The 21,387-nt window shown below is 35.3% G+C and carries 22 protein-coding genes; 14 read left to right on the top strand and 8 right to left on the bottom strand.

Annotated elements, in window-relative coordinates:
• Positions 1-231: 231 nt before the first annotated feature.
• Together ACE01P_RS01925 and ACE01P_RS01920 are read right to left on the bottom strand one after the other, a co-directional pair.
• Positions 232-519, bottom strand: a complete 288-nt coding sequence (locus tag ACE01P_RS01925) for a hypothetical protein (RefSeq protein WP_379693475.1) — start codon at positions 517-519, stop codon at positions 232-234.
• Between the two features lie 345 nt (positions 520-864).
• The gene (locus ACE01P_RS01920; RefSeq protein WP_379693473.1) at positions 865-1,215 is read right to left on the bottom strand and encodes a hypothetical protein; all 351 of its coding nucleotides are present in this window, start codon (positions 1,213-1,215) and stop codon (positions 865-867) included.
• A 316-nt stretch (positions 1,216-1,531) separates the two neighbouring features.
• Between ACE01P_RS01920 and ACE01P_RS01915 the strand changes: the two genes are divergently transcribed.
• Entirely contained in the window at positions 1,532-2,458 is a 927-nt protein-coding gene (locus tag ACE01P_RS01915) for an ADP-ribosylglycohydrolase family protein (protein ID WP_379693471.1), read from the top strand.
• A 340-nt stretch (positions 2,459-2,798) separates the two neighbouring features.
• On the top strand, positions 2,799-3,776 hold the full coding sequence (locus tag ACE01P_RS01910) for an AraC family transcriptional regulator (RefSeq protein ID WP_379693469.1): 978 nt from the start codon (positions 2,799-2,801) through the stop codon (positions 3,774-3,776).
• 18 nt (positions 3,777-3,794) lie between these two features.
• Here ACE01P_RS01910 and ACE01P_RS01905 read toward each other — a convergent pair whose 3' ends face one another.
• The 3 genes from ACE01P_RS01905 to ACE01P_RS01895 form a co-directional block, all read right to left on the bottom strand.
• Positions 3,795-4,733, bottom strand: coding sequence for a helix-turn-helix domain-containing protein (locus ACE01P_RS01905; protein ID WP_379693467.1), 939 nt, complete (start codon positions 4,731-4,733; stop codon positions 3,795-3,797).
• A 102-nt stretch (positions 4,734-4,835) separates the two neighbouring features.
• Positions 4,836-5,762: a helix-turn-helix domain-containing protein gene (locus tag ACE01P_RS01900; RefSeq protein WP_379693465.1), complete on the bottom strand. Its 927-nt coding sequence runs from the start codon at positions 5,760-5,762 to the stop codon at positions 4,836-4,838.
• A 123-nt stretch (positions 5,763-5,885) separates the two neighbouring features.
• A complete protein-coding gene (locus tag ACE01P_RS01895; RefSeq protein ID WP_379693463.1) occupies positions 5,886-6,812 on the bottom strand; it encodes a helix-turn-helix domain-containing protein in 927 nt (308 codons plus the stop codon).
• A 327-nt stretch (positions 6,813-7,139) separates the two neighbouring features.
• On the opposite strand from ACE01P_RS01895, the gene ACE01P_RS01890 reads away from it, so the two are divergent.
• From ACE01P_RS01890 to ACE01P_RS01870, 5 genes are all read left to right on the top strand, one after another.
• Positions 7,140-7,550 carry a DUF1348 family protein gene (locus tag ACE01P_RS01890; RefSeq protein WP_379693461.1) on the top strand — a complete coding sequence of 137 codons (411 nt, stop codon included), beginning with the start codon at positions 7,140-7,142 and terminating at the stop codon, positions 7,548-7,550.
• 42 nt (positions 7,551-7,592) lie between these two features.
• Complete coding sequence (locus tag ACE01P_RS01885) at positions 7,593-8,462, top strand: alpha/beta fold hydrolase (RefSeq protein WP_379693459.1); 870 nt, start codon at positions 7,593-7,595, stop codon at positions 8,460-8,462.
• 17 nt (positions 8,463-8,479) lie between these two features.
• Complete coding sequence (locus ACE01P_RS01880) at positions 8,480-9,355, top strand: alpha/beta fold hydrolase (RefSeq protein ID WP_379693456.1); 876 nt, start codon at positions 8,480-8,482, stop codon at positions 9,353-9,355.
• Between the two features lie 11 nt (positions 9,356-9,366).
• The gene (locus ACE01P_RS01875; RefSeq protein ID WP_379693454.1) at positions 9,367-10,128 is read left to right on the top strand and encodes a sulfite exporter TauE/SafE family protein; all 762 of its coding nucleotides are present in this window, start codon (positions 9,367-9,369) and stop codon (positions 10,126-10,128) included.
• 137 nt (positions 10,129-10,265) lie between these two features.
• Positions 10,266-11,249 (top strand): type I glyceraldehyde-3-phosphate dehydrogenase, encoded by a 984-nt coding sequence (locus tag ACE01P_RS01870; RefSeq protein WP_379693452.1) that lies wholly within the window; start codon positions 10,266-10,268, stop codon positions 11,247-11,249.
• Between the two features lie 114 nt (positions 11,250-11,363).
• Here the strand turns inward: ACE01P_RS01870 and ACE01P_RS01865 are convergent, their stop codons facing one another.
• From ACE01P_RS01865 to ACE01P_RS01855, 3 genes are all read right to left on the bottom strand, one after another.
• Entirely contained in the window at positions 11,364-12,425 is a 1,062-nt protein-coding gene (locus ACE01P_RS01865; RefSeq protein WP_379693450.1) for a redoxin domain-containing protein, read from the bottom strand.
• Positions 12,426-12,462: 37 nt separating this feature from the next.
• Positions 12,463-13,518 (bottom strand): proline iminopeptidase-family hydrolase, encoded by a 1,056-nt coding sequence (locus ACE01P_RS01860; RefSeq protein WP_379693448.1) that lies wholly within the window; start codon positions 13,516-13,518, stop codon positions 12,463-12,465.
• 96 nt (positions 13,519-13,614) lie between these two features.
• Positions 13,615-14,196, bottom strand: coding sequence for a TetR/AcrR family transcriptional regulator (locus ACE01P_RS01855; protein ID WP_379693446.1), 582 nt, complete (start codon positions 14,194-14,196; stop codon positions 13,615-13,617).
• 314 nt (positions 14,197-14,510) lie between these two features.
• Between ACE01P_RS01855 and ACE01P_RS01850 the strand changes: the two genes are divergently transcribed.
• From ACE01P_RS01850 to ACE01P_RS01820, 7 genes are all read left to right on the top strand, one after another.
• Positions 14,511-14,810, top strand: a complete 300-nt coding sequence (locus tag ACE01P_RS01850; protein ID WP_379693444.1) for a phosphoribosylpyrophosphate synthetase — start codon at positions 14,511-14,513, stop codon at positions 14,808-14,810.
• Between the two features lie 49 nt (positions 14,811-14,859).
• Positions 14,860-15,267, top strand: coding sequence for a hypothetical protein (locus ACE01P_RS01845; protein WP_379693442.1), 408 nt, complete (start codon positions 14,860-14,862; stop codon positions 15,265-15,267).
• Between the two features lie 105 nt (positions 15,268-15,372).
• Positions 15,373-16,722, top strand: coding sequence for an alginate export family protein (locus tag ACE01P_RS01840; RefSeq protein ID WP_379693440.1), 1,350 nt, complete (start codon positions 15,373-15,375; stop codon positions 16,720-16,722).
• A 136-nt stretch (positions 16,723-16,858) separates the two neighbouring features.
• Positions 16,859-17,653 (top strand): alpha/beta fold hydrolase, encoded by a 795-nt coding sequence (locus ACE01P_RS01835; RefSeq protein WP_379693437.1) that lies wholly within the window; start codon positions 16,859-16,861, stop codon positions 17,651-17,653.
• A gap of 349 nt (positions 17,654-18,002) precedes the next feature.
• Positions 18,003-18,692, top strand: coding sequence for an alpha/beta hydrolase (locus tag ACE01P_RS01830; RefSeq protein WP_379693434.1), 690 nt, complete (start codon positions 18,003-18,005; stop codon positions 18,690-18,692).
• Between the two features lie 19 nt (positions 18,693-18,711).
• Positions 18,712-20,508 carry an amidohydrolase gene (locus tag ACE01P_RS01825; RefSeq protein ID WP_379693432.1) on the top strand — a complete coding sequence of 599 codons (1,797 nt, stop codon included), beginning with the start codon at positions 18,712-18,714 and terminating at the stop codon, positions 20,506-20,508.
• A gap of 46 nt (positions 20,509-20,554) precedes the next feature.
• On the top strand, positions 20,555-21,387 hold an 833-nt coding region (locus tag ACE01P_RS01820; RefSeq protein WP_379693430.1), incomplete at its 3' end, for an alpha/beta fold hydrolase.

The following is a 21,387-nucleotide window of genomic DNA, read 5'->3' as shown; positions in this document are numbered from 1 at the left end:
TCTGATTTTAAACTTTTTCATTCTGGCAATGCTTATGGCGGCGGTTATTGGGAGAAGATTGGCAACAAAGTTACCAATGCGGCCTATGGATGGCAATACCTGATTTCATGGATATTTAGAGTTCTTTCTTTCGGATGTTTTTATTATGGTTTCGTCCGGCAATAAGATTTGATCCTTGGAACTGTATGCTGTAGAGGATTAAAAATGAATAGTATAAGGATTTATAAAAAACTAATTGCAGTAGACTTTGCTGTCTATGGCCAGAAGGCCTTTTAAAGTGATAAAACTCTCATCGGTAATGCAGTTTAAAAAGACAAGTCCTTCATTGTGCATCTGCATCAACGCTTCTAGCACCGCCGCCTGGTTTCTGTTTTCAAGGGAAACGTGCTCGCCAAATAAATCTTTGATATTCAGGTTAGAACCTGCACGGATTGCCAGTTCTTCCAAAGACACGCTTCCGCTGTACCGTGCCGATAGCAGTTCGAGAATTTTTATAAAAAGGGCGGGCATCGTATCCATGATATGGGACTTTATTAAAATATACGATGATATGGCCTTTTTGGTTTGCAGGAGGCTATAAAAGCTAACGGCAGTTTTTTATTTCAAGTTTATAATCAAGTTGTGAGACCTGCTGGATAAAATAATTTATGGCATCTTCCTTATCCATGCCGCTCATGCCGTATTCAGCAAATTTTCTTTTAAATTGTTCTTTGTTTTTAAAGTTTTTTATTTTGATATTGTCCGGCAGTTGATGATGCTACATATGAAATAGACGCAATTACGGAAAACCGTAAACTTTAGTAATTAGCTTTCTTTATGTTTGTCTGAAACTTAACGATTTACCATGATCAGAAAACTATATTTTTACGCGCTTTTCTTCTTTACAGCACTAGCCGCAAATGCCCAGGACAGTAAGCTGGTGGCAAGTTGTTGCGATTCCAAACCCAAAGTGGAGGGAAGATGTACGGGTAGCGCATATTGTAGCGCATGTTCCAATTGCAGTAGATGTGCGCACTGTTCCAGTGGAGGAAGCTGCGGGGTATGTGCTTCGAATTCGTCGCCTGTTAGATATTCCGCTCCAAGTGCAGCTACTCCTTCTTCTAAAAGCAGGACTGCTAGTCCATCTAAAAAAGCAGAAGTCGTTTCTTTCACTTCCCAGACTTCCGTCAAGTCAAAGACAAAGAAAGCAGCTGTAGTAAAAAAAGCAGCTGTCATCTATCATGCTGAGGATATAGTTGCTGTAAATTCTGAAACACTGAAGCTACATGAAGATCCGGGAAATGAATATGTAGTGATAGAAACTCTTAAAAAGTATGATCTGTTGATGGTTATAGCCATTGACGGAGAGTGGCTGCAGGTAAAGGTAATCGAGTCCGGGAATTTTGGATATGTGAAGGTGGAATATGTGTATAAGATGTGAGGTAATGTAATGTAATAACAGTTTCTGTTTGTATTCATTGACCTAGATTAAGGCCTCCTTAATCCGATATTGCAAGCGTGGGAATGTTGACTATTTAATAAGAAGATAATTATGAATCATATTGAGATTGCATATAGAATTGAAAATGCTAGAAAGGCACTATTAGGTGTATCAATAGGAGATGCATTTGGGGATAGTTTTTTTGGCGATCTTGAGCAGGTTTTAGGGAATATTTATTTAAGGCAAATACCTGAAACTAAATGGGAATTTACTGATGATACTGTAATGTCTATTGCAGTTTTTGAAGAATTGGAAAGAAATGGCGGTATAGACCAGGAGAATTTAATAAAACAGTTTTGTATAAATCACGACTTAGATGCAAATAGAGGTTATGGCGCAACTTTACGAAGACTGCTTAGAGAAGTTCAAAACGGTGAGAGCTGGCAAGAAGTATCAAAAAAAGCATTTGAAGGACAAGGTTCAATGGGAAATGGTGCAGCTATGAGGGTTTGTCCAATTGGTGCTTTCCACTTTGACGATTTTCAAAAAGTGAAGGAATTAGCAGTAAAATCAGCTGAAATTACGCATTCAAATATTGAGGCTATTACAGGTGCTGTTGCAGTTGCAATTGGTACTGCATTGACCGCTAAGATGAAATTTGATAGGAGTATCTTAACTCCGATTGATTTTATAGATAAAATTTTAAACGAATTGCCAGACAGTGATACAAAATCAAAGATATCAAAATCTAAAAGTGTACCTTACAATTATAATATTGAAACTGTGAAAAGTATTTTAGGTAACGGTATAAATATGACTGCCCAAGATACGGTGCCTTTCGCAATTTGGTGTACTGCCTATAATTTACAAAACTTTGAAGAAGGACTTTGGAAAGCTGTATCCATTTTAGGTGACAGAGATACTATTTGTGCAATTGTAGGGGGAATGTCTATACTTTCATCAGAGGATTTAAATATTCCTCAGTTATGGGTAAATTCGGTAGAGAGTTTTGAAAAAAGCGTTTTTAGAAGGAAATAAATAATTCGATTAATAATCACTTAAAGCAAATAAGACTGAAATACATGGCAAAATATGGTTTATTTGAAGAAAATATTGTGATTACCTGATGAGCTGGGAACTGAGTGGGAAGCAATTATAACTTAGCTTGCTGAGACTAACTACCATGAATCAGGTATTTTTTTTTGCATTTGATGTTTGTAAATTTGTAGCTAATGGAAATAATCAAAGTGAAAGATAACAAGTTTGATGAAATTGCTTTTTCTATATTGATTATGAGTGTATTGCTATTTGCGAATCTAAGTTATTTCACTAAATTTATCTAATTATTATTTCTTGATTAAGTTACGAAAATCATTAAATGAAACCAGAACTTACCACTTTAAAAAAATTGCGTGATATGCTCGCGTTTATGAATCTCCCTGTTTATTCTTATTTAGACAGTGATGATTTTGCTATTTTAAAAGTGCATGACATGGGGCTGGAAATGCCTTACATAACCCCAACTTTTAGGCCTGATCATTACACTTTGGTAGTAGTGAAAGAGGGTGAAGGAACTTTTGTGTCGGGTAATGAGGTTTTTAAAGTAAGTTCTGGACATGTATTTATGAAGCGTCCTGACATTTACATTTCCAGTGGATGGACCGAGATGAAGACGGTTTACAATATTAGTTTCAGAAAAGATTTTATTGCAAACTGCTTGCCATTGGGAATAGAGGAATTGCTGGACATGGATAAATCTAATGGAATAAATTATCTTCTTAATGACGAGGAAATTAATCACATGGAAAAGCTGTGTCTGGAATTGTATAGTCAAGCGACTTCTATGGCGCCGATTAAGGATGAAATGATGTCAAATATTCTTATTTATATGCTGCTGCTCATACAAAATCATCAAAATGAAATTAAAACCGCAGTTTTAAATGAGAAGAATGCAGCAATAGTCACTTCATTTCGCAGTAATATGGATAAAAACTTTACTATGCTCATCTCTGGCGAATGCAGTTCAGTTTTCAGGGTAAAGGAACATGCAGAATTATTAAGCATCAGTGAAAACAGCCTGTCCAAAATCATAAGCAGAAGTTCTGGAAAAACAATTAACCAATGGATCAACGAAAAACTCATTGATGAAATAACTTACCTGCTTAAAAATACGGACAAGTCGATGACCGAGATAGCTCAATTGTATGCGTTTAGTGAATTGAAGCAGTTTTATAGTTTTTTCAAAAAGCACACTCAAAAAAGCGCCATTTTGGTACGTAATGATTTTAATTCCTCCCTGAGCGAATACGATCATATTTATAAAGGCAATGTAGTTCCTATCCGGCCAAACTGGTAACTAAAGTAAAAAACGATACTAAGACATACTATTCCTTTTTCGATAGTCGACAGGAGAAAGTCCTGTGTGCTTCTTAAAAAATATGCTGAAATAGGATAAATAAGAGAAACCCAGCATAATAGCAATTTCTTTCATTGAAAAGCGTTGGTCTAAAACTAAAATTTTAGCTGTGCTCAGTGTTTTTTCAGCAATCAATTGCCCTCCTGTTTTTCCTGTTTTTTCTTTTAAAACACTTGAAAGATAATTTTCATGAAGCTGCTGCATTTCTGCATAATCTTTAATATAAAGAATACGATTCACTTTTCCTTTCAGCAATTGTTCATAGTGGTATTCTAGGTTTTGTGTAAAATCTTTAAGAATGTCGGGATTTCGATTTTGAACGGTATGAATTTTATATCCTTCCCAGTACTCCTGTTTAATTTTAAGTAAGAAACGGGTAAGTAAATTAGCGCACATTTTTTTTTGAAATGGAGATTCCATTTGAAGCTGCTGGACAATAAGCAGTAGAATCTTTTTTAATTCCAGTCTAAATTCCATTGTGGTTTGTAATGGAACCTGCCTTTCAAATAAAAGGAACGGAAATGTTTTATAAATTGAAACTCCTGCATATTTTGAAATAAAGTCCTCGGTAAACATTAGTCCGTAAGATTCCTCAACAGAATACCATGTAAGCTGCTGCAACTCTCCAGGTTTATTCACAAAAAACATTCCTGATTTTACAATATACTGCTCCTTGTCTACAGTAATTTTTCCATGAGCATCCATGAGAAATCCTATTGAGAAAAAGGTAGTATGAAAAGGAGGCGTGCTCCATGGAAATGTATGATCGCGATGGAGTATGCGAGAATTCACAAATGAAAATTCGGCATCACCCAGATGTCCATCAGATAATTCATTCCCCATGACTTCCACTGTTTCATAAAAATCGGTGAATTTTGGCTTTTTATCATTTTCCATTTTCTAAAAACTTAAATATTTAATAATTGAGTAAAGATTGCAGAATGTGAAGGTTATCATAAGAAGAAAAGGGAGCGATTTGCCGATAGTTTTTATTGTTTTTTATGAATTAAATTTATTATTTAAAAATTCTTTTCGAATTGCGCCTGGGGCATGTAATGTCTGTGATTTAAAGTACGTGTAAAAATGATTCATGTCTGGAAAACCAAACAATGTTGCGATTTCTTTGATTGATTTGTCTGAATGCTTCAAGAGATAATTAATTTCATCAATAAGTTTCTCATTAATCCAATCATTAATCGTTTTATTTGTTGAATTACTGATTACTTTGCAAAGGTGGTTTTCGTTTAAATTCAGAAGCTTTGCATGCTCTTTGGTACGCATCACAACACTGTTTTTTCCAGTAAGCAGATTATTGAAATTATCATCTAGATTTTGGCGAAAAGCATTAACAATAGACATATTCTTTTCTGTTTTGATATATGGTCTTTCTTTATCTTGCTGCTGTATTGTAAATAGCAGACAAAGGGTAAGATTTGCCAGCATCTCTTCTTTGTAAGGTAAAAAAGAATTATTCTCATCAAAAATTTCAATGAAAGTTTGCTCCAGGTAGAGCATAGTTTCTTTTGATAGCGTTTTTGTACAGCCATTCATTTTGTCTGTGTTCATAATAGAATTGATTCCTTCCGGTAAATATTCTGAAACAAAATCCTTACTGAAACATATATGGTACACTTTGCCGATAACATTCCAGCTGCTCGATAGAAATGAATCTGGGCGAGAAATAAATACATTGCCAGAACGAAGTTCAAAGTTCTCATTTCCTACGATACAAGTTCCAGAACCGTTTGCAACTATGGTGAGATTATAAAAAGAAGGTCGAAAGGTAGGGGATATGCATGGTGTATTGATACTCATCTCATGCAGTTTTAATGCAGCAAAATCTGTATTGTTGCTATAGTTATCCGGCAGCTTCATAAATGCCAGACAATCATCTAGTTTACTTAAAGTGGTTAGCTGTGGTATCATTCTAATTTGCTTATTTGCAATTTCTTACGTTTGAAATTGCGCATTTATTTTTTTCAAAATTGCATAAAAAAATAATATTAAGCAGGCACCATTTTGGACATAAAATTATAAAATTTAAAGATTTTAGTTAAGGTGGAGACTTTTTCGATATCTCGAAGGAGTCATTGTAGTCTGTTTCTTAAAATAGGAATTAAAATAACGACTGCTGCCAAATTGAAAAATAGTAGCAATTTCTGCTATAGGTAGAGCCGTTTCTGTCAGCAGTGTTTTTGCTTCGCTAAGAATCCTGCTGTTAATCCAAGCTGCTGGTGTCCGCCCAGTTTTAGATTTTATCAGTTTAGAGAAATAGTCTTCGTTTAAATACTGCAGATCGGCAAAATCTTTTGGCTTTAGCTCTTTCGGATTGCTCCCCTTCAAAATGTCACTTAGATAGTTGTCCAAGTCTTTATAAAAAGCATTTATAACTAGGGAATTTTTACTTCCTTCGGACATAGTATTTAAATGAGCAGGAAGTGTACTTTTAATTTTCAATAATAAAAACTCAAGAAGATTGCCTATTATATAAGGACGTACTATTGAATTTACCTCGATCTCCTTTGCGATTTCCTCGACAACAGTTTGAATTTCTTTCGCATCAGATGCATTTAATTTCGTATAGATAAAAGCTTCAGAGAGAAGAAAGGGATATTCATTGTATATATCTGAGAAAAAGTAATTGCCTATAAATTTTTCTGTGAAGCAGATGAAACTGGCTTTTTTGACATCGTCTAATAGGTAATTGCGATAATGGCCAGGTGTAGTAACAAAAATGCTGTTTTTCTCTAATTTTAATAGGTCTTCATTATAGCGGTGTGCGGCCGTACCCTCACTTATGAAAAATATTGTAAAAAAATTGGCTCTGTAAATGTCAGGCATTTTGAGCATTTTGTTATTACTCCACTGTGGTGCCTGCTCGATCGTAAACTCCTCGGATACTAAAGATGCTGTAGAAAGTCCTGTCCAATTATAGACATCTCTAATGCTGTCAAATATAGGTATTTGAATATCCATTATTTTTTTCTTTTAAAATTAAAACAATTATATCCAAATCTGATTTTTTTTAACTGTTTAACACTAAATATTTTAAAACTACTTGATTATGATTATAAAGGTTTGGGGGATTGTAGCTTCTTGCAGCAAAAAAATCAGCAGAAAACTCAAATCTTGGATAATTATAATCTTTAGTGAATTTTTCACAGTTAGCAAATCTTTCTACAGCTATAATTTTGCTTCAGATAATTAATAAAGCAGGATAATTAATTTATAACCTGCTGATATATAATTAATTAATTTTTAAGAAAACAAACCTCAATAGTACTAACCTTTAAATACTTAGACATGAAAAAATTTCCAATACCGCCATTTACTTTAGAATCCGCCCTAGAAAAGATACAGTTAGCCGAAGATGGATGGAACAGCCGCGATCCGCAGAGAGTAGCACAGGCTTATACAATAGACAGCGAATGGAGAAATCGCCACCTGTTTATAAACGGCCGTGATGAAATTATTGATTTTCTGTCTCACAAGTGGGAAAGAGAACTTGATTATAAACTAAAAAAGGAATATTGGGCTCATACAGAAAACCGCATTGCTGTGAGATTTGAGTATGAATATCGAGATGTAAACGGCCAGTGGTTTAGAGCGTACGGAAATGAAAATTGGGAATTTGATGAAGATGGATTAATGAGAAGAAGATACGCAAGCATTAATGATCTGCCTATTAAAGAGAGTGAACGAAAGTTTATCTGATTATAAAAACGAAAGAATTAATAACCCTAATAAATTTAAATTATGAAAACAAGTTACCACACAAGAAAAGTGAACGGAGTCGAAATTTTCTACAGAGAAGCAGGAGATAAACAAAAACCGACATTGGTATTGCTTCACGGATACCCGACATCTTCGCACATGTTCCGCAATCTGATAAATTATCTAGCAGATGATTTTCACGTAATTGCGCCAGATTACCCTGGTTACGGAAGAAGCGAGCAGCCGCCAATTGCAGATTTTGACTATACATTTGAAAACACGAGCAACATAGTTAAAACGTTATTGGACGAATTGGAGATAAAAAAATTCAGTCTTTATTTAATGGATTACGGTGCGCCTATCGGTTTTAGAATTGCGAGCAGAAATCCAAGCCAAATAGAAACGCTTATTGTGCAGAACGGATGCGCTTACGAAGAAGGACTGGAAGCTTTCTGGGATCCTTTTAGAGCGTTATGGAAAGACAGAAATGATAAAGAAGCGGCGGCTACGTTAAGCACTTTTCATGCTCCTGACGGCTTGAAGTGGCAATATACGCACAACGTGCCTGATACTTCTGTAGTTTCTCCAGACAATTGGGAAATTGATTTGAGACACTTAGAGCGTCCTGAAAATGGCGACATTCAGTTAGCACTTTTTTATGATTATAGAACTAATGTGCCTTTGTACCCTGAATGGCAGGAATATTTTAGAACATATAATCCTGAAATGCTGATTGTTTACGGAAAAGACGATTATATTTTTCCTGGCGTAGGTGCGGAAGCTTTCAAAAAAGACGTGAAAAATCTTGAATTTCATTTGTTTCCGACAGGACATTTTGCATTGGAAAGTTTTGGAGATGAAATTTCAGAACTTATAAAAGATTTCCTTACTAGAAAAACAGGTAAAAATTAATCATTTAAAACAGATAAATGGCTAATAAATCGATCACGGAGCAAGTAAATGCAGTTGCTTACAAAAGCATTTATGTAAATGATATCGAAATTTTTTACCGAGAAGCGGGTGAGGAGGGGAAACCAAATCTTCTGCTGCTTCACGGATATCCATCGTCATCGCATATGTTTCGGAATGTAATTCCGATGCTTTCAGGGCAATTTCATATTCTTGCTCCCGATTTACCTGGCTTTGGTTTTAGCGCTGTTCCAGAAAAAGACAAGTTTGCCTATACTTTTGAAAATTTCGCTCAAATCATAACAGGATTCTTAGAGAAACTGAACATTACAAAAACGAGTTTTTACCTTTTTGATTATGGTGCGCCAATTCTCATGCATGTAATTACAAAAAGCAGTATAGCAGTCGAAATGCTCATTTTTCAGAATGGAAACATTTATGAAGAAGGTCTCGGAAAGGGAATTAAAAACATGATGTTTCTCTTTAATAATGAAAACAGTGCAAAATTGGAAAAGCTGGTTGAATTCGATTATATAAAATGGGAATATCTTACAGGCGTTTCCAATTTGTTTAAAATTGCTCCAGAATCTTATTACTTAGATCAATTTTTAATGCAGAGAACAGGTTTAAAAGAAATTCATTTGGCTATAAAGAAAGACTACGTAAATAATCTTGCTTTTTATAAAGTCTGGCAGGAAAAACTGAAAGAATCGCAATTTCCGACATTAATCGTTTGGGGGGAAAATGATGAAGTGTTTCTAAAGGAAGGAGCGATTGAAATTCATAATGCTCTGCCAAGTTCAAAGCTCATTTTTTATCCTACAGGCCACTTTGCCTTAGAAGAATTTGGAGTAGAGATTGCTGGAGCAATAATCGATTATTATAACTCACTGTAAAAACACTGGAAATGGAAAATTATCTTCAATTTGGATTATTATTTTTAGCGGCTATAGTGGGCGGAGCTGTGAATGCTTTTGCCGGTGGGGGCGGATTTATCGTTTTTCCGAGTTTAGTTTTAAATGGAGTTACATCCATCCGGGCTAATGCGATGACTTGCGTTTCCATGTGGTTTGGAAATGTTGCCAGTGTCAAGGCATTCAAAAACGACATTCACATCCAGTCAAAAGATTTGAAAATAATTCTACTGATTAGCGGAATCGGAGGATTATGCGGTGCAACGGTAATGGTCATAACAGACCCCGAACTTTTTAAATCTCTGGTTCCTTATTTTCACCTGATATCGTGGGGAACATTTGCCTTTAGCAAACCCATATTGGCTTATTTTCAAAAAATTACATCTGGAAGCGGGCATTTTGAATATTCGCACGGCAAGTTGCTGCCCTTGTTTCTGATTAACTTTTACGGAGGGTATTTTAATGCAGGAATAGGAATCATGATTCTTACTCTTTTTACCCTTTACGGAATGAAAGATCTAAATGAAATGAATGGTTTAAAAGTATTGATGGTTACCGTAAATAACGGAATTGCGGCGCTCTGTTTTATATTTTCGGGTTTAATTGACTGGAAAATAACTATTGTGCTGACAATTGGAGGAATCATTGGAGGTTATTATGGAGCTGTATTTTCAAGACATATGAATCAGGAACTGGTCAGGAAATTAATAATTATAGTCGGAGGTATAATAGCGGTGTATTTTTTTGCAATGTAATAGCATTCACTTGCAATTAATAATTGAAATAAAAATATAAGTGTTACTAAATGAGGTTGTTATGATTTTTTTGTCCAGAAAATCTCTATCTTTAAGCTCAATCATAAAAAAATATTAATAACTATTAAAATTTGGAAATGAAAAAAATTGCAATCAATGGCTTTGGCCGAATCGGAAGAGCTGCTCTTAAAATTATTTTAGAAACTCCTGGGCTTGAAGTGGTAGGGATTAATGATTTAATGAGCATCGAAAATGCAGTTTACCTTTTAAAATATGACAGTATCTACGGCAGATTTGAAAAAAAGGTAAGTATAGACGGAAACTCAATTGTAGTTGATGGTAAATCAATTCGCTATACCGCAATAAAAGATCCTGCAGAATTACCTTGGAAAGAACTAGATGTTGAGGTGGCAATAGAAAGCACAGGATTTTTCACCAATAAAGCTGATGCGGAAAAGCACATTGCAGCAGGCGCTAAATTTGTAGTGATCTCAGGTCCGACAAAAGATACTCCGACAATCGTGCATGGTGTGAATACCGAAGAAGGTAAAGTTTCTATCTTTTCTTGCGCAAGCTGTACAACCAATAACATTGGACCAATTATAGAAATAATCGGAAGAAGAATTGGGATAAAAAAAGCCATTCTTAACACGACACACGCTTATACAGCATCTCAGACCTTGGTAGACGCGCCGTCAAAAAAAGAACCTCGTATGGGGCGCGGTGCTGCAATAAATTCAGCGCCTGCAGCGACGGGAGCGGCAATTGCAGTTACAAAAGCTCTTCCTGAATATGCGGGGAAATTTGATGGTATTGCGGTCAGAGTTCCGGTGCCAATTGGTTCGATATCCGATATTACATTTGTTACAGAGCGTCCAACCACTGCTGAAGAAATAAATGCTGTTCTAACAGAGGAAGCACAAACTGATAGGTATAAAAAAGTAGTTGATGTAAGCGATGAACCTTTGGTTTCTTCAGATATGATCAAAAGTACTTTTGCAGCAACTGTAGATCTTGAAATGACCCGAGTAGTTGACGGTGACCTTGTGAAAGTTATGGCATGGTATGACAACGAATGGGGATTTACAAACCAGATGATCAGACAGATTCAAGAATTGTAAAAAGAAATAATCTTACTTTATTAAAAAAGCAAACCTCCGAAATTTCAAATTTTGGAGGTTTTGCATTTATAATCCATTCTGTTTTAAGCTTGCTTTTTCAGCTGCCAAGTATCTTTAACTTTTGTTTTTTAGGGAGTCCGATACCGTTTTTCTGATTTCTTCTGCACTAAGATTAACGCCTATTATTATACCTTTTTCATCAAGCAGATAATTGTAAGGAATGTTGTCTATGCCCATTTTATTTTCCATTTTTTGATCCTGATCCAATAAATTTGCCCAGTTTAACTGATCTTTCGCTATAGCAGCAAGCCACTGCTTTTTATTTTTGTCCCTTGAAATTCCGATTATTTCAAAATCATCAGATGCAAACTGCTGTTTTAAACCAATCAATTCTGGATTTTTTTTCCTGCAAGGCGCGCACCAAGAAGCCCAGAAATCAATAAGAACTTTTTTTCCTTTATATTTTTCAAGGCCGACTAAATTGCCATTCTGATCTGGAAGTTTAAAGTCTAAAAAAGGTTTTCCAACAGCGTAAGTGTCAAATTTCTCAATTCCTCTTTTGTACAATTTAAGGTATTGGCTGTCTTGCCTTAGAATATCTAAAATTGAATATAATCCAGTAAGCTGCTGTTTGTCCAAAATCGGATTTATAAGTGCAAGCTCTGCCAATATTGCCCCGCTGAAAGGATGCGAACGATGACTATTAAAAAACACAGTTAATTTTTGATATAATAATTTATTAAAATCTTTTTTGCCTGCATTTGCCTGATAAAAATTTAAATATTCCTTCTGCAATTCTGATGAATACGATCCTTTAACGGAGTCAATATGCATAGTCTGTATAGATTTTCCATCTTTAAGAGCTTTATCAACACTAATACTAATATTTATAGCACTGTTTTCCAGATAAAATTGTGGGGCATTGACAGCAGATGGAAGATATATTTTTGCAACAACAGTATCTTTTGTAAAGCCTTTAAATTCAAATTGTTTATTTTCAATCTTTACGCTATCTTCTATGTCGCCGTAATATAAATACGCAAAGTTGTCAGTGATTTCACCTTTTACATTTCCTTTTATTGTAAAGGTTTTGATTGTTGGATCTGAAGTATTTTGGCCGTAGAGCGAAGCATTCAAGGTAGCTAACAGCAATAGTAATTTTATACTTTTTATCATTTCTAAATGTATGGGGGCGGTGAATACTATGAAGTTTTTATAATTTTTTAGCTGCCTTGTTATCAGTGTCTTTTATAAATTTAATCAGACCATTCATGTACGTCTGCTGGTCATCGTACATGCTCATATGACTACCTTTATCACAATACAAATACGTTCCGTTTTGAACCTCTTTTGCGATCCACTCCATATGTTTTGGATCCATGGTATCATATTTCGCGCCTATTGATAAGGTAGGTACGGTGATTTTTGAAATTTGATTTTTGACATCCCATGTTTCAAGCTTGCCAGAAAGGCCAAATTCGCTCGGTCCCTGCATCGTCACATATAATGATTCATTAATTTTTCCAAATGAACGGCTAAGAGGCTCGGGCCACTCGCTAATATCCATTCTTATAATATGTTTTGCATAGAAATTCGGCAGCAGCAATTCCATGTATTTTGGATTTTTATAATCCTTATTTTTTTCAATTTCTCTTAGCTGAGATAAAACGGCAGGATCCATCTGCTTGGCCAGAACTTCAGAATAATTGCTGTAGTCAATCGCACTCATCATCATATTCGAAATAATTAAACCTTTTAAATGCTCCTGATGTTTTAAGGCGTATTCGGCAGCTAGAATACCACCCCAAGAATGCCCTAACAGATAAAAATTGTCTTTGTCAAGATTTAAAGCTTTGCGAACCTGTTCAACTTCATCCACAAAACGTGGAAGATCCCAAAATGAAGGATCATTCGGGTTCTCAGAATTACCAGTACCCAGCTGATCGTAATAAATAAATTCAATTCCTTCTGCAGGAAAAAAACTCTCCAGGCATTCAAAATATTCATGGGTAGCTCCTGGACCTCCGTTAAGCAGCAATACTTTAATTTTTGGATTATTACCTACAGTTTTTGTCCATACCTTAAATTTGCCCTTTGGAGTATTAATTTCTACCATTTTAACCCCGCCTGTCTTAATGCCTTTGGAGTCGTCCTTGAAATAAGCAATTTGTTCTGTGCTAGAGCTTTGGGCCTGATTCTCTTTCGTATTGCAGGCGTTTAAAAAAAGCATTGTAAAAAACAGTAAAATAACTCTGCTGTAAATAATCATAAATGTTGTTTTAAATTAGTAATCAGTTATATATGCTTAAAATCGTTTGAAAATTAATTTTGTGTTGAATGATACAAAAATGGATAAAAAAAAGGCTTAGCTAATTATGCTAAGCTGCATTTCTATCTGAGTTTTGAGTATCGCATTATCTGGATACATTCTCCTTAACACATTTAGTCCGCTCCAAAATGTTACGAGATATCTCGCAAGAATATCCGGATGGGTGTTATTCTTTAATCTGCCTTCTTTCTGTGCTTTTTCAATAGCCCAAGCATACATCTGTTCCATTTCTTTTAATACATTCAACGCATCATCTTGGAATTTCTGATCGACAAAACTCATTTCAATAATAGTGTTTACAATCAGGCATCCCATTAAATGGCTGTTTGTTTCGGCTTCGGCCAGAGATCGAAAAAAATCTTTTATCAGATCGATCGGCGATTCGCTCTGCTGTAATTGCTGTTTAAAATCATTTAAATCATTTCGTCGCAGTTGAAGCGCTTTAGAAAAAAGCTCTTTTTTTCCGCCTTTGAAAGTATTGTAAAAACTTCCGCTTCCAATCTGCATCGCCTCCAGAAGATCTTCGAGTGATGTGGGAGTAAAGCCTTTTTCCCAAAACAGAATCTGGGCTTTTTTTAAAAGTTCTTCTTCGTTGAATATCGATGGTCTGCCTCGCATTTTATTTCTGTAGTATTTAATACAAAATTAAATGTTTTATTTCAAATTCAAAAAAAATATTTTTTCAAACATAAAATTAATCGTGTATTCCCAAATCTTTAATATTTATAATTCTTCACAACTTTTCCATAGGATTTAATGCTGATAATCGAATTAATTTTGTTCTAACGAAAAGAAAATCTGTTGATTACAATTAATAAAAGTGAAAGTTTACAGATTAAGGAATATTAAAAAGTGTAAAAACATAGGACAGAAAAGACGATTGTAAAATCTGAATATCTGCAAATGTTAACCAACTAAAATAAACTAAGAAAATGACAAATTACGATACACTAACAGAGGCAATTAATACCAAACAAGCTGAAGGATATACGTTTGATTTTAATCTCAGCAACTCGACATTAAACTGTAAAACGTTAAATAAAACATTTGAAGCAAATGAGTTCCATGTGGATGCCTTCTATCGATTTGAAGGGGATTCGAATCCAGATGATTCATCAATACTTTACGCTATTCGCACGCAAAGCGGTGTTAAAGGATTATTGGTGGATGCTTACGGAGCTTACAGTGATAATTTGAATGCGGCAATGATTCAGAAACTGCAAATGCGATAAGCATTTCTAGATGTTAAATTAAAAAGGTAACTAATCAAAAATAATAAATATGGATTTAACTATAAATTATATGTCTTTGGAAAATGAATTCGGGAGCGAATTACACACAGGCATTTATCCAGTTAAAGAACAGGAAATAGCCATTCAGACCAATTATGAGGAAACAAATAATATCATACTTAGAAAAGTGATTGAAAATTATGATTACAATTTCCAAATTTCAGAAGAAGGTCATTGTATTGTTTCATTAGACCGGGAAATTGAAAATTTAGACGGTATAGAAAACACCGTTTTTTCTGGAGGTTCGTTTCTATTAGGACACACCATCCGAGAAGATCAGAATACTAATCTTTTAAAAGTAAAGTCCCAATTTTCATTTTTGGATTTGAAAAATATTAAATCACGAATAGCAGCATTTTTTAGTTTTAAAAAGATGGCTATTGAACCTGAATTTTAAGTAAGAAGATGTAAATGAATGTCTGAAATACAATTTCTAATGTTAGGAACTGAAGCTGATTTAAGCTTTTATTATCTGAAGTTGCATTAAAATAAATTATAAAGAGTGAAAAAGTATTTTTTAATTATTATGGCAACATTCCATTCCGCTTTTTATCCGCAACAGATAAATGAATTCAAGTTTTTGAGGTATAATGATATCATTTCAATCGACAGTACAAATCAAAATTTATATTATAAAGCCAAACAAGTTAGAATATCTAAAAATCCTCAGGCATTTCTTTTTTTTGGAGCCGAAAATAGGACTCAATATCAATATTTTGAAAATGAAAATTGGGATGAAAACTTGAAGGATAATAATGGTTTTATACTTAACAGGGCTCTTTTGTACAGCGATTTGAAAATAGGAAAATCATTTCGGGTTTTTAGCCAGTTGCAAAGCAGTGTTACGATTAGCAGAATAGATCCGAATCCGATTGAAGAAAATCCATTAGATCTGCATCAGCTGTTTATTGATGTTAATTTGAAAAGGCTGAGCTTTAGGATAGGAAGACAGGAATTGTATTATGGATCGCAAAGACTGATTTCAGTTCGAGAAGGACCAAACAGCAGACAGGCATTTGATGCGGTGAAGATTACTTTTAAAAGGAACAATTTTTCTGCGGATGCTTTTTACAGTTATTATGTGAAAAATAGGTTTGGAAATTTCAATGATAAAATTGACGAGAATACTACACTTTTTGGTGGCTATGCGGTTTTAAAAGAAATTAAATTTTTAAATAATTTAGAAATATATGTCCTTAATATTCAAAAAGACAAAAGCACATTCAATACATTTTCAGGAGCAGAAAATAGAAATACTGCAGGTTTTAGAGTTTTTGGGAATCAATCCAATTGGTTTTATGACATCGAAGGCGCTTATCAATTTGGAAGATTTGAAAGGAAAAATATTAAGGCATGGACATTTTCAGTCAATAATTATTTTAGTTGCAATATAAACAAGTCGATACAAAAAATAGGTCTAAAAGCAGAGTATATCTCAGGTGACAGAATTGAGACCGATAGATCATTAGAAACATTTAATCCGCTTTTTCCGCGAGGAGCTTATTTTGGTTTAGCTTCTTTAATCGGGCCTTCCAACTTAATTGATATCCATCCATTTCTGGAATGCCAATTAACACGAAAACTATTTTTTAATGTGGATTATGATGTGTTTTGGAGAGCTTCATCAAGCGATGCTATTTACCAGCCCAACGTTTCAGTATTATTTGACAGCTCTGGTTCAAATTCAAAAAAAATCGGGAATCAGCTGGGAGCTTCATTTAATTATGAATTTAATAAGCATCTGATTTTTACCATTGAAGGAACATGGTTTCAAAGCGGAAATTTTATTAAGGATGTGAGTAATGGAAAAGACATCCTGTTTACCGCAGCAACTCTGACTTTAATCTTGTAAAGCTGGCTATTCTGTTAGAAATTAATTCTTCGCAGCATTTGATTTTTGAATTGATAGCTATAGAGCGTTATATAATTCATTTCATAAAAGAATCACGAATAAATGAGCATTTAATTTAACTATAAAAATTTTTAAAATGAGAAAATCAATTACAACAGCAGCAATTATTTTAATGACTGCTATCGGAGCACCACTTCAGGCTAGTACCGCTAATACAAGCACAATTGTTATTGTACATGGAGCATGGTCATCGGCTAAAGACTTCAAAGATGTTGAAGCGGCACTAAAAAAGAGTGGTAATGAAGTTATAACAGTCAATCTGCCGGGGCATGGAGACGATCAGACGCCTGTTTCATCCTTAACCCTGCAAGGATATGTTGACACAGTCAAAAAAGCTATTGGAACAAGGAAAAACGTAACACTTGTTGGCCACAGTTTTGGAGGAATGGTAGTGAGCGAAACCGCAGAGCAAATACCAGGACAGATTAAAAAACTGATTTACCTTTGCGCTTTTCTGCCAAGTAATGGAGAAAGTCTTTTCTCTATTTCAGCTGCAGATAAGGAAACTCACATAGGGCAATACATTCAGCCAGATGAAAAAGCAGGGGTAGTCGGAATTGCTAAGAATGGTATTTTAGATTTCTTTGCAGCAGACGCGCCAAATAAAACAGCTGAAAGGCTTGTTGCTAATTTTAAACCTGAACCATTAGGACCTTTGGCATCACCAGTTACACTAACTGCAGCTAATTTTGGAAAGATAAATAAGGTGTATATTTTTACGGAATACGATCATGCAATAGGGTTGACACTGCAAAAAAGCATGGCAAAAGGCGCTAATGTAACCAGAACATATTCTTTGCCAACCAGCCATACGCCTTTCTTTTCACAGCCGGCTGTAGTGGCATCCATTTTAAGTGAGGAGGCAAAATAAAATTAAAGTGACTATCAAACTTCTGCTAGTTTTATTAATGATTAGCGGAAGTTTTTTACACTGCATTGTCAAGTCTCTCAGCTTGTTTTAATGTGATTAATCACCTTGGTTTAATCAAATCTTAGTTTTTTATAATTTATGGTGAATTATTCACAGAAAAGAAGCTCTTCCTAGGATGTAATTTTGCTTCAACAAACAATAAAATCCGTTTGTGAAGCTTGATGAATCTCAAATGTTTTCAGCAGAAAAGCAAACCATTCTTGAACTTCAGAGTAAGTAGACAGATACTTTTTCGAAGCCCTTAAACGACATGAAAAATAGGGCATTTAATTTCTAAAATAATAACAGCATGAGTAAAATTAAAAATATAGTCCTTGTTCACGGTGCATTTGCTGATGGTTCGGGATGGCGAGGGATATATGAAATTCTCAAAGCTAACGGATATAATGTAACAGTCGTACATAATCCATTAACGTCGCTAGAGGATGGAGTTCAGGCGGTAAATATCGCTTTAGACAAAATTGGACAAAGTATTGTTCTTGTGGGACATTCCTATGGCGGGGTAATTATTACTGAGGCTGGAAACCATCAGAATGTGGAAGCGTTAGTGTACGTGGCTGCATTTCAGCCAGGAGATGGTGAAACAGCATTGCAATGGTTGCAGACCGCTCCGGCAGCACCAGAAAATGGAGTCTTGCCCGCAGATGAAAATGGTATTATTTATTATGATAAAGATAAATATCATATGGGAATTTGTGCTGATTTAAGCCCAGAAGACGCTGACTTCATGTGTGCTTCACAAGGCGCTTTTTATGCTAAAGGTTTTGTAACGTCAATTAAAAAAGCGGCATGGAAATCAAAACCTTCTTATGCTGTAATTGCAACTGAGGACAAGAGCATTCCACCCGAAATTCAGGAAGCAATGTACAAACGCTCCAAAACAGCTGCTACTTATATAAAAGGAAGCCACGCGGTTTACATATCCCAACCTGAAGCTGTAGCAGATGTAATTATTGCAGCTTCTGTACACGCATTATAATATTAAAAAAAAGGAAAAAATGAGAAAAATTTTATTTTCAGTATTTATCATAATACTATTTATTTCCTGTCAAAAGGAGAAAAAAGAAAATGCGATTGCCGCAGATTTAATTGTGACAAATGGCAAAATAGCCATTATGGATAAGAACAGCACAATTACGGAAGCGATAGCGGTTAGAAAAGGGAAGGTATTGGCATTTGGAACGAATGAAGAAATACTAAAACTAAAAGGAGAACAGACAAAAGTTATTGATGCTAATGGAAGAACAGTGATTCCTGGACTGAATGATTCTCATTTGCACCTTACCAGAGGCGGGCGTTTTTACAATGCCGAACTGAGATGGGATGGTGTCAAGTCTTTAAAAAAAGCATTGCAAATGCTAAAAGAACAGGCCGCGAGAACTCCAAAAGGACAGTGGGTAAGAGTGGTAGGAGGCTGGAGTCCTTTTCAGTTTGAAGAAAAAAGATTTCCTACTGTTCAGGAAATTAATGAGGCAACAGGAGATGTTCCTGCCTTTGTATTATTTCTTTACAGCAGAGCATGGATGAATAAAAGCGGTTTGAAAGTCCTTAAAATAGATGAAAATACAAAACCGCCTGAAGGAAGTTCGTATGAAAAAGGTCCGGACGGTAAGTTGACTGGAGTATTTCTGGCAGAACCAAATCCGACGATACTCTATGCTGGTATCGGTGCACTACCTGCTATGACCGAGGAGCAAATGGCTAATTCTACCAGACAATTTTACAGAGAATTGAATCGCTTGGGAATTACAAGCGGTATTGATGCTGGCGGCGGCGGACATGTATTTCCGAAAGATTATGGTGCGACAAAAGTTCTTGCAGATGAGGGAAAGATGCCCATAAGATTGTCATATTATTTATTTCCTCAAAATAAAGGAAGTGAATTTGAAGAGTTTCAAAATTGGATAGCAACAAATAAAGTGGGGCAAAACGGAGAAATTCATTTGGATCATGGCTATGAATTAGAAGGAGGAGGAGAATTCCTGACATGGAGTGCAGGTGATTTTGAAAATTTCTTGGCACCGCAGCCTATGCTGGAGGATCGACCTTCGTGGAGAAATGATATTAAAAAAGTGATCCGTCTGCATGTTGACAGCGGATGGCCGTTCAGAATACATGCTACTTATGGCGAAACCATTGCTAATTTATTGGATGTTATCGAAGAGGTCAATAAAGAAACGAATGGGAAATTAGCAAAGCAGAGATGGCTGTTTGATCACGCGGAAACAGTTACCGAGCCGCAGCTTAAGAGGATTAAAGCTCTTAACGGTGGAGTTGCGATTCAATCCAGAATGGCATACGCGGGAGAATATTTTGTTGATAGGTACGGAGCGGCAAAGGCTAGATATGCTCCTCCCTTAAAATTAATGATCAAAATGGGAATTCCCGTAGGAGCAGGAACCGATGGAACCAGAGTTGGCAGCTACAATCCGTGGCCTGCTTTATATTGGATGGTTTCTGGTAAAACTGTGGGCGGTAAACAATTAAGCGCTCCTGATAACCTGCTTACCCGTCAAGAAGCTTTATTTCTCTACACAAAAGGCAGCGCTTGGGTATCCAAAGAAGAAAATGTGAAAGGTACTTTAGAAAAAGGAATGTTTGCAGATTTTGTGCTATTGTCGGATGATTATTTCAGCATACCAGAAAACAAAATTAAAGATATCTCGGCCGTATTAACAGTAGTAGGAGGCAATGTGGTTTTTGGAGATAAAGAATTTTCAAAATTGGGAGCTGCATCAGAAAAAGCAATTCCAGAATGGTCACCGGTCAAATTTTATGGCGGTTATCAGAAATAAGACTGCTGTAAATCAAAATTAAACGCGTCTAAATTAATATCATAAAATGAAAACAAAAATTATCCTATTGATGCTGGCGATAGTGAGCGTCAATCAATTTAAGTCGTATGGCAATTTTTCTGCGGAGCAAAATGAAACGGTAGAAAGTAATATTATTTACAATCCTGTTCAATACAAAACGGTGCTTGTTGACGATTTAAAAATATTTTACCGAGAAGCAGGTGAAACAACAAAACCAACGATTATCCTATTGCATGGATTTCCATCATCTTCTCATATGTATAGAAACTTGATTACTGAACTGGCAGGCAATTATCATGTAATAGCTCCCGATTATCCAGGTTTTGGGCAGAGCAGTGCTCCAACTCCAGAGAAGTATCAATATACATTTGATAACTTATCAGTTACGATAGAGCACTTTATAGATAAATTGAAAATTAAAAAAGCAAGTTTTTATATTCAGGATTATGGAGGACCTGTCGGTTTGAGGATAGCAACGAGAAGACCTGAACTGATTCAATCTTTTATAATTCAAAATGCAAATGCTTACGTTGAAGGCTTAGGTGAAATTCTAAAACCTCTTACAGCATACATCCAAAATCAAAACACAGAAACTGAAAAGGCAGCACGTTTTTTCCTAACACTTGATGCTACAAAATGGCAGTATCTAACAGGAGCTGAAAATCCAGAAAATGTAGCGCCAGAGAGCTATATCGTTGATCAGTACTATTTAGACAGAGCAGGAAATGATCTTATACAGCTGGCACTTTTTCGCGATTACGGATCCAATATCGCACTATATGAAAAATGGCATCAGTATTTTGCTAAATATCAGCCGCCTATGCTGATTGTTTGGGGTAAAAATGACCAGTTTTTTAC

Origin of the sequence: Flavobacterium sp. HJSW_4, assembly GCF_042436695.1 — a bacterium.
In the GTDB taxonomy this organism is placed as follows: domain Bacteria; phylum Bacteroidota; class Bacteroidia; order Flavobacteriales; family Flavobacteriaceae; genus Flavobacterium.
Note: the sequence above shows the minus strand (reverse complement) of the source record. Positions and strands in the feature narration are given on the sequence as shown.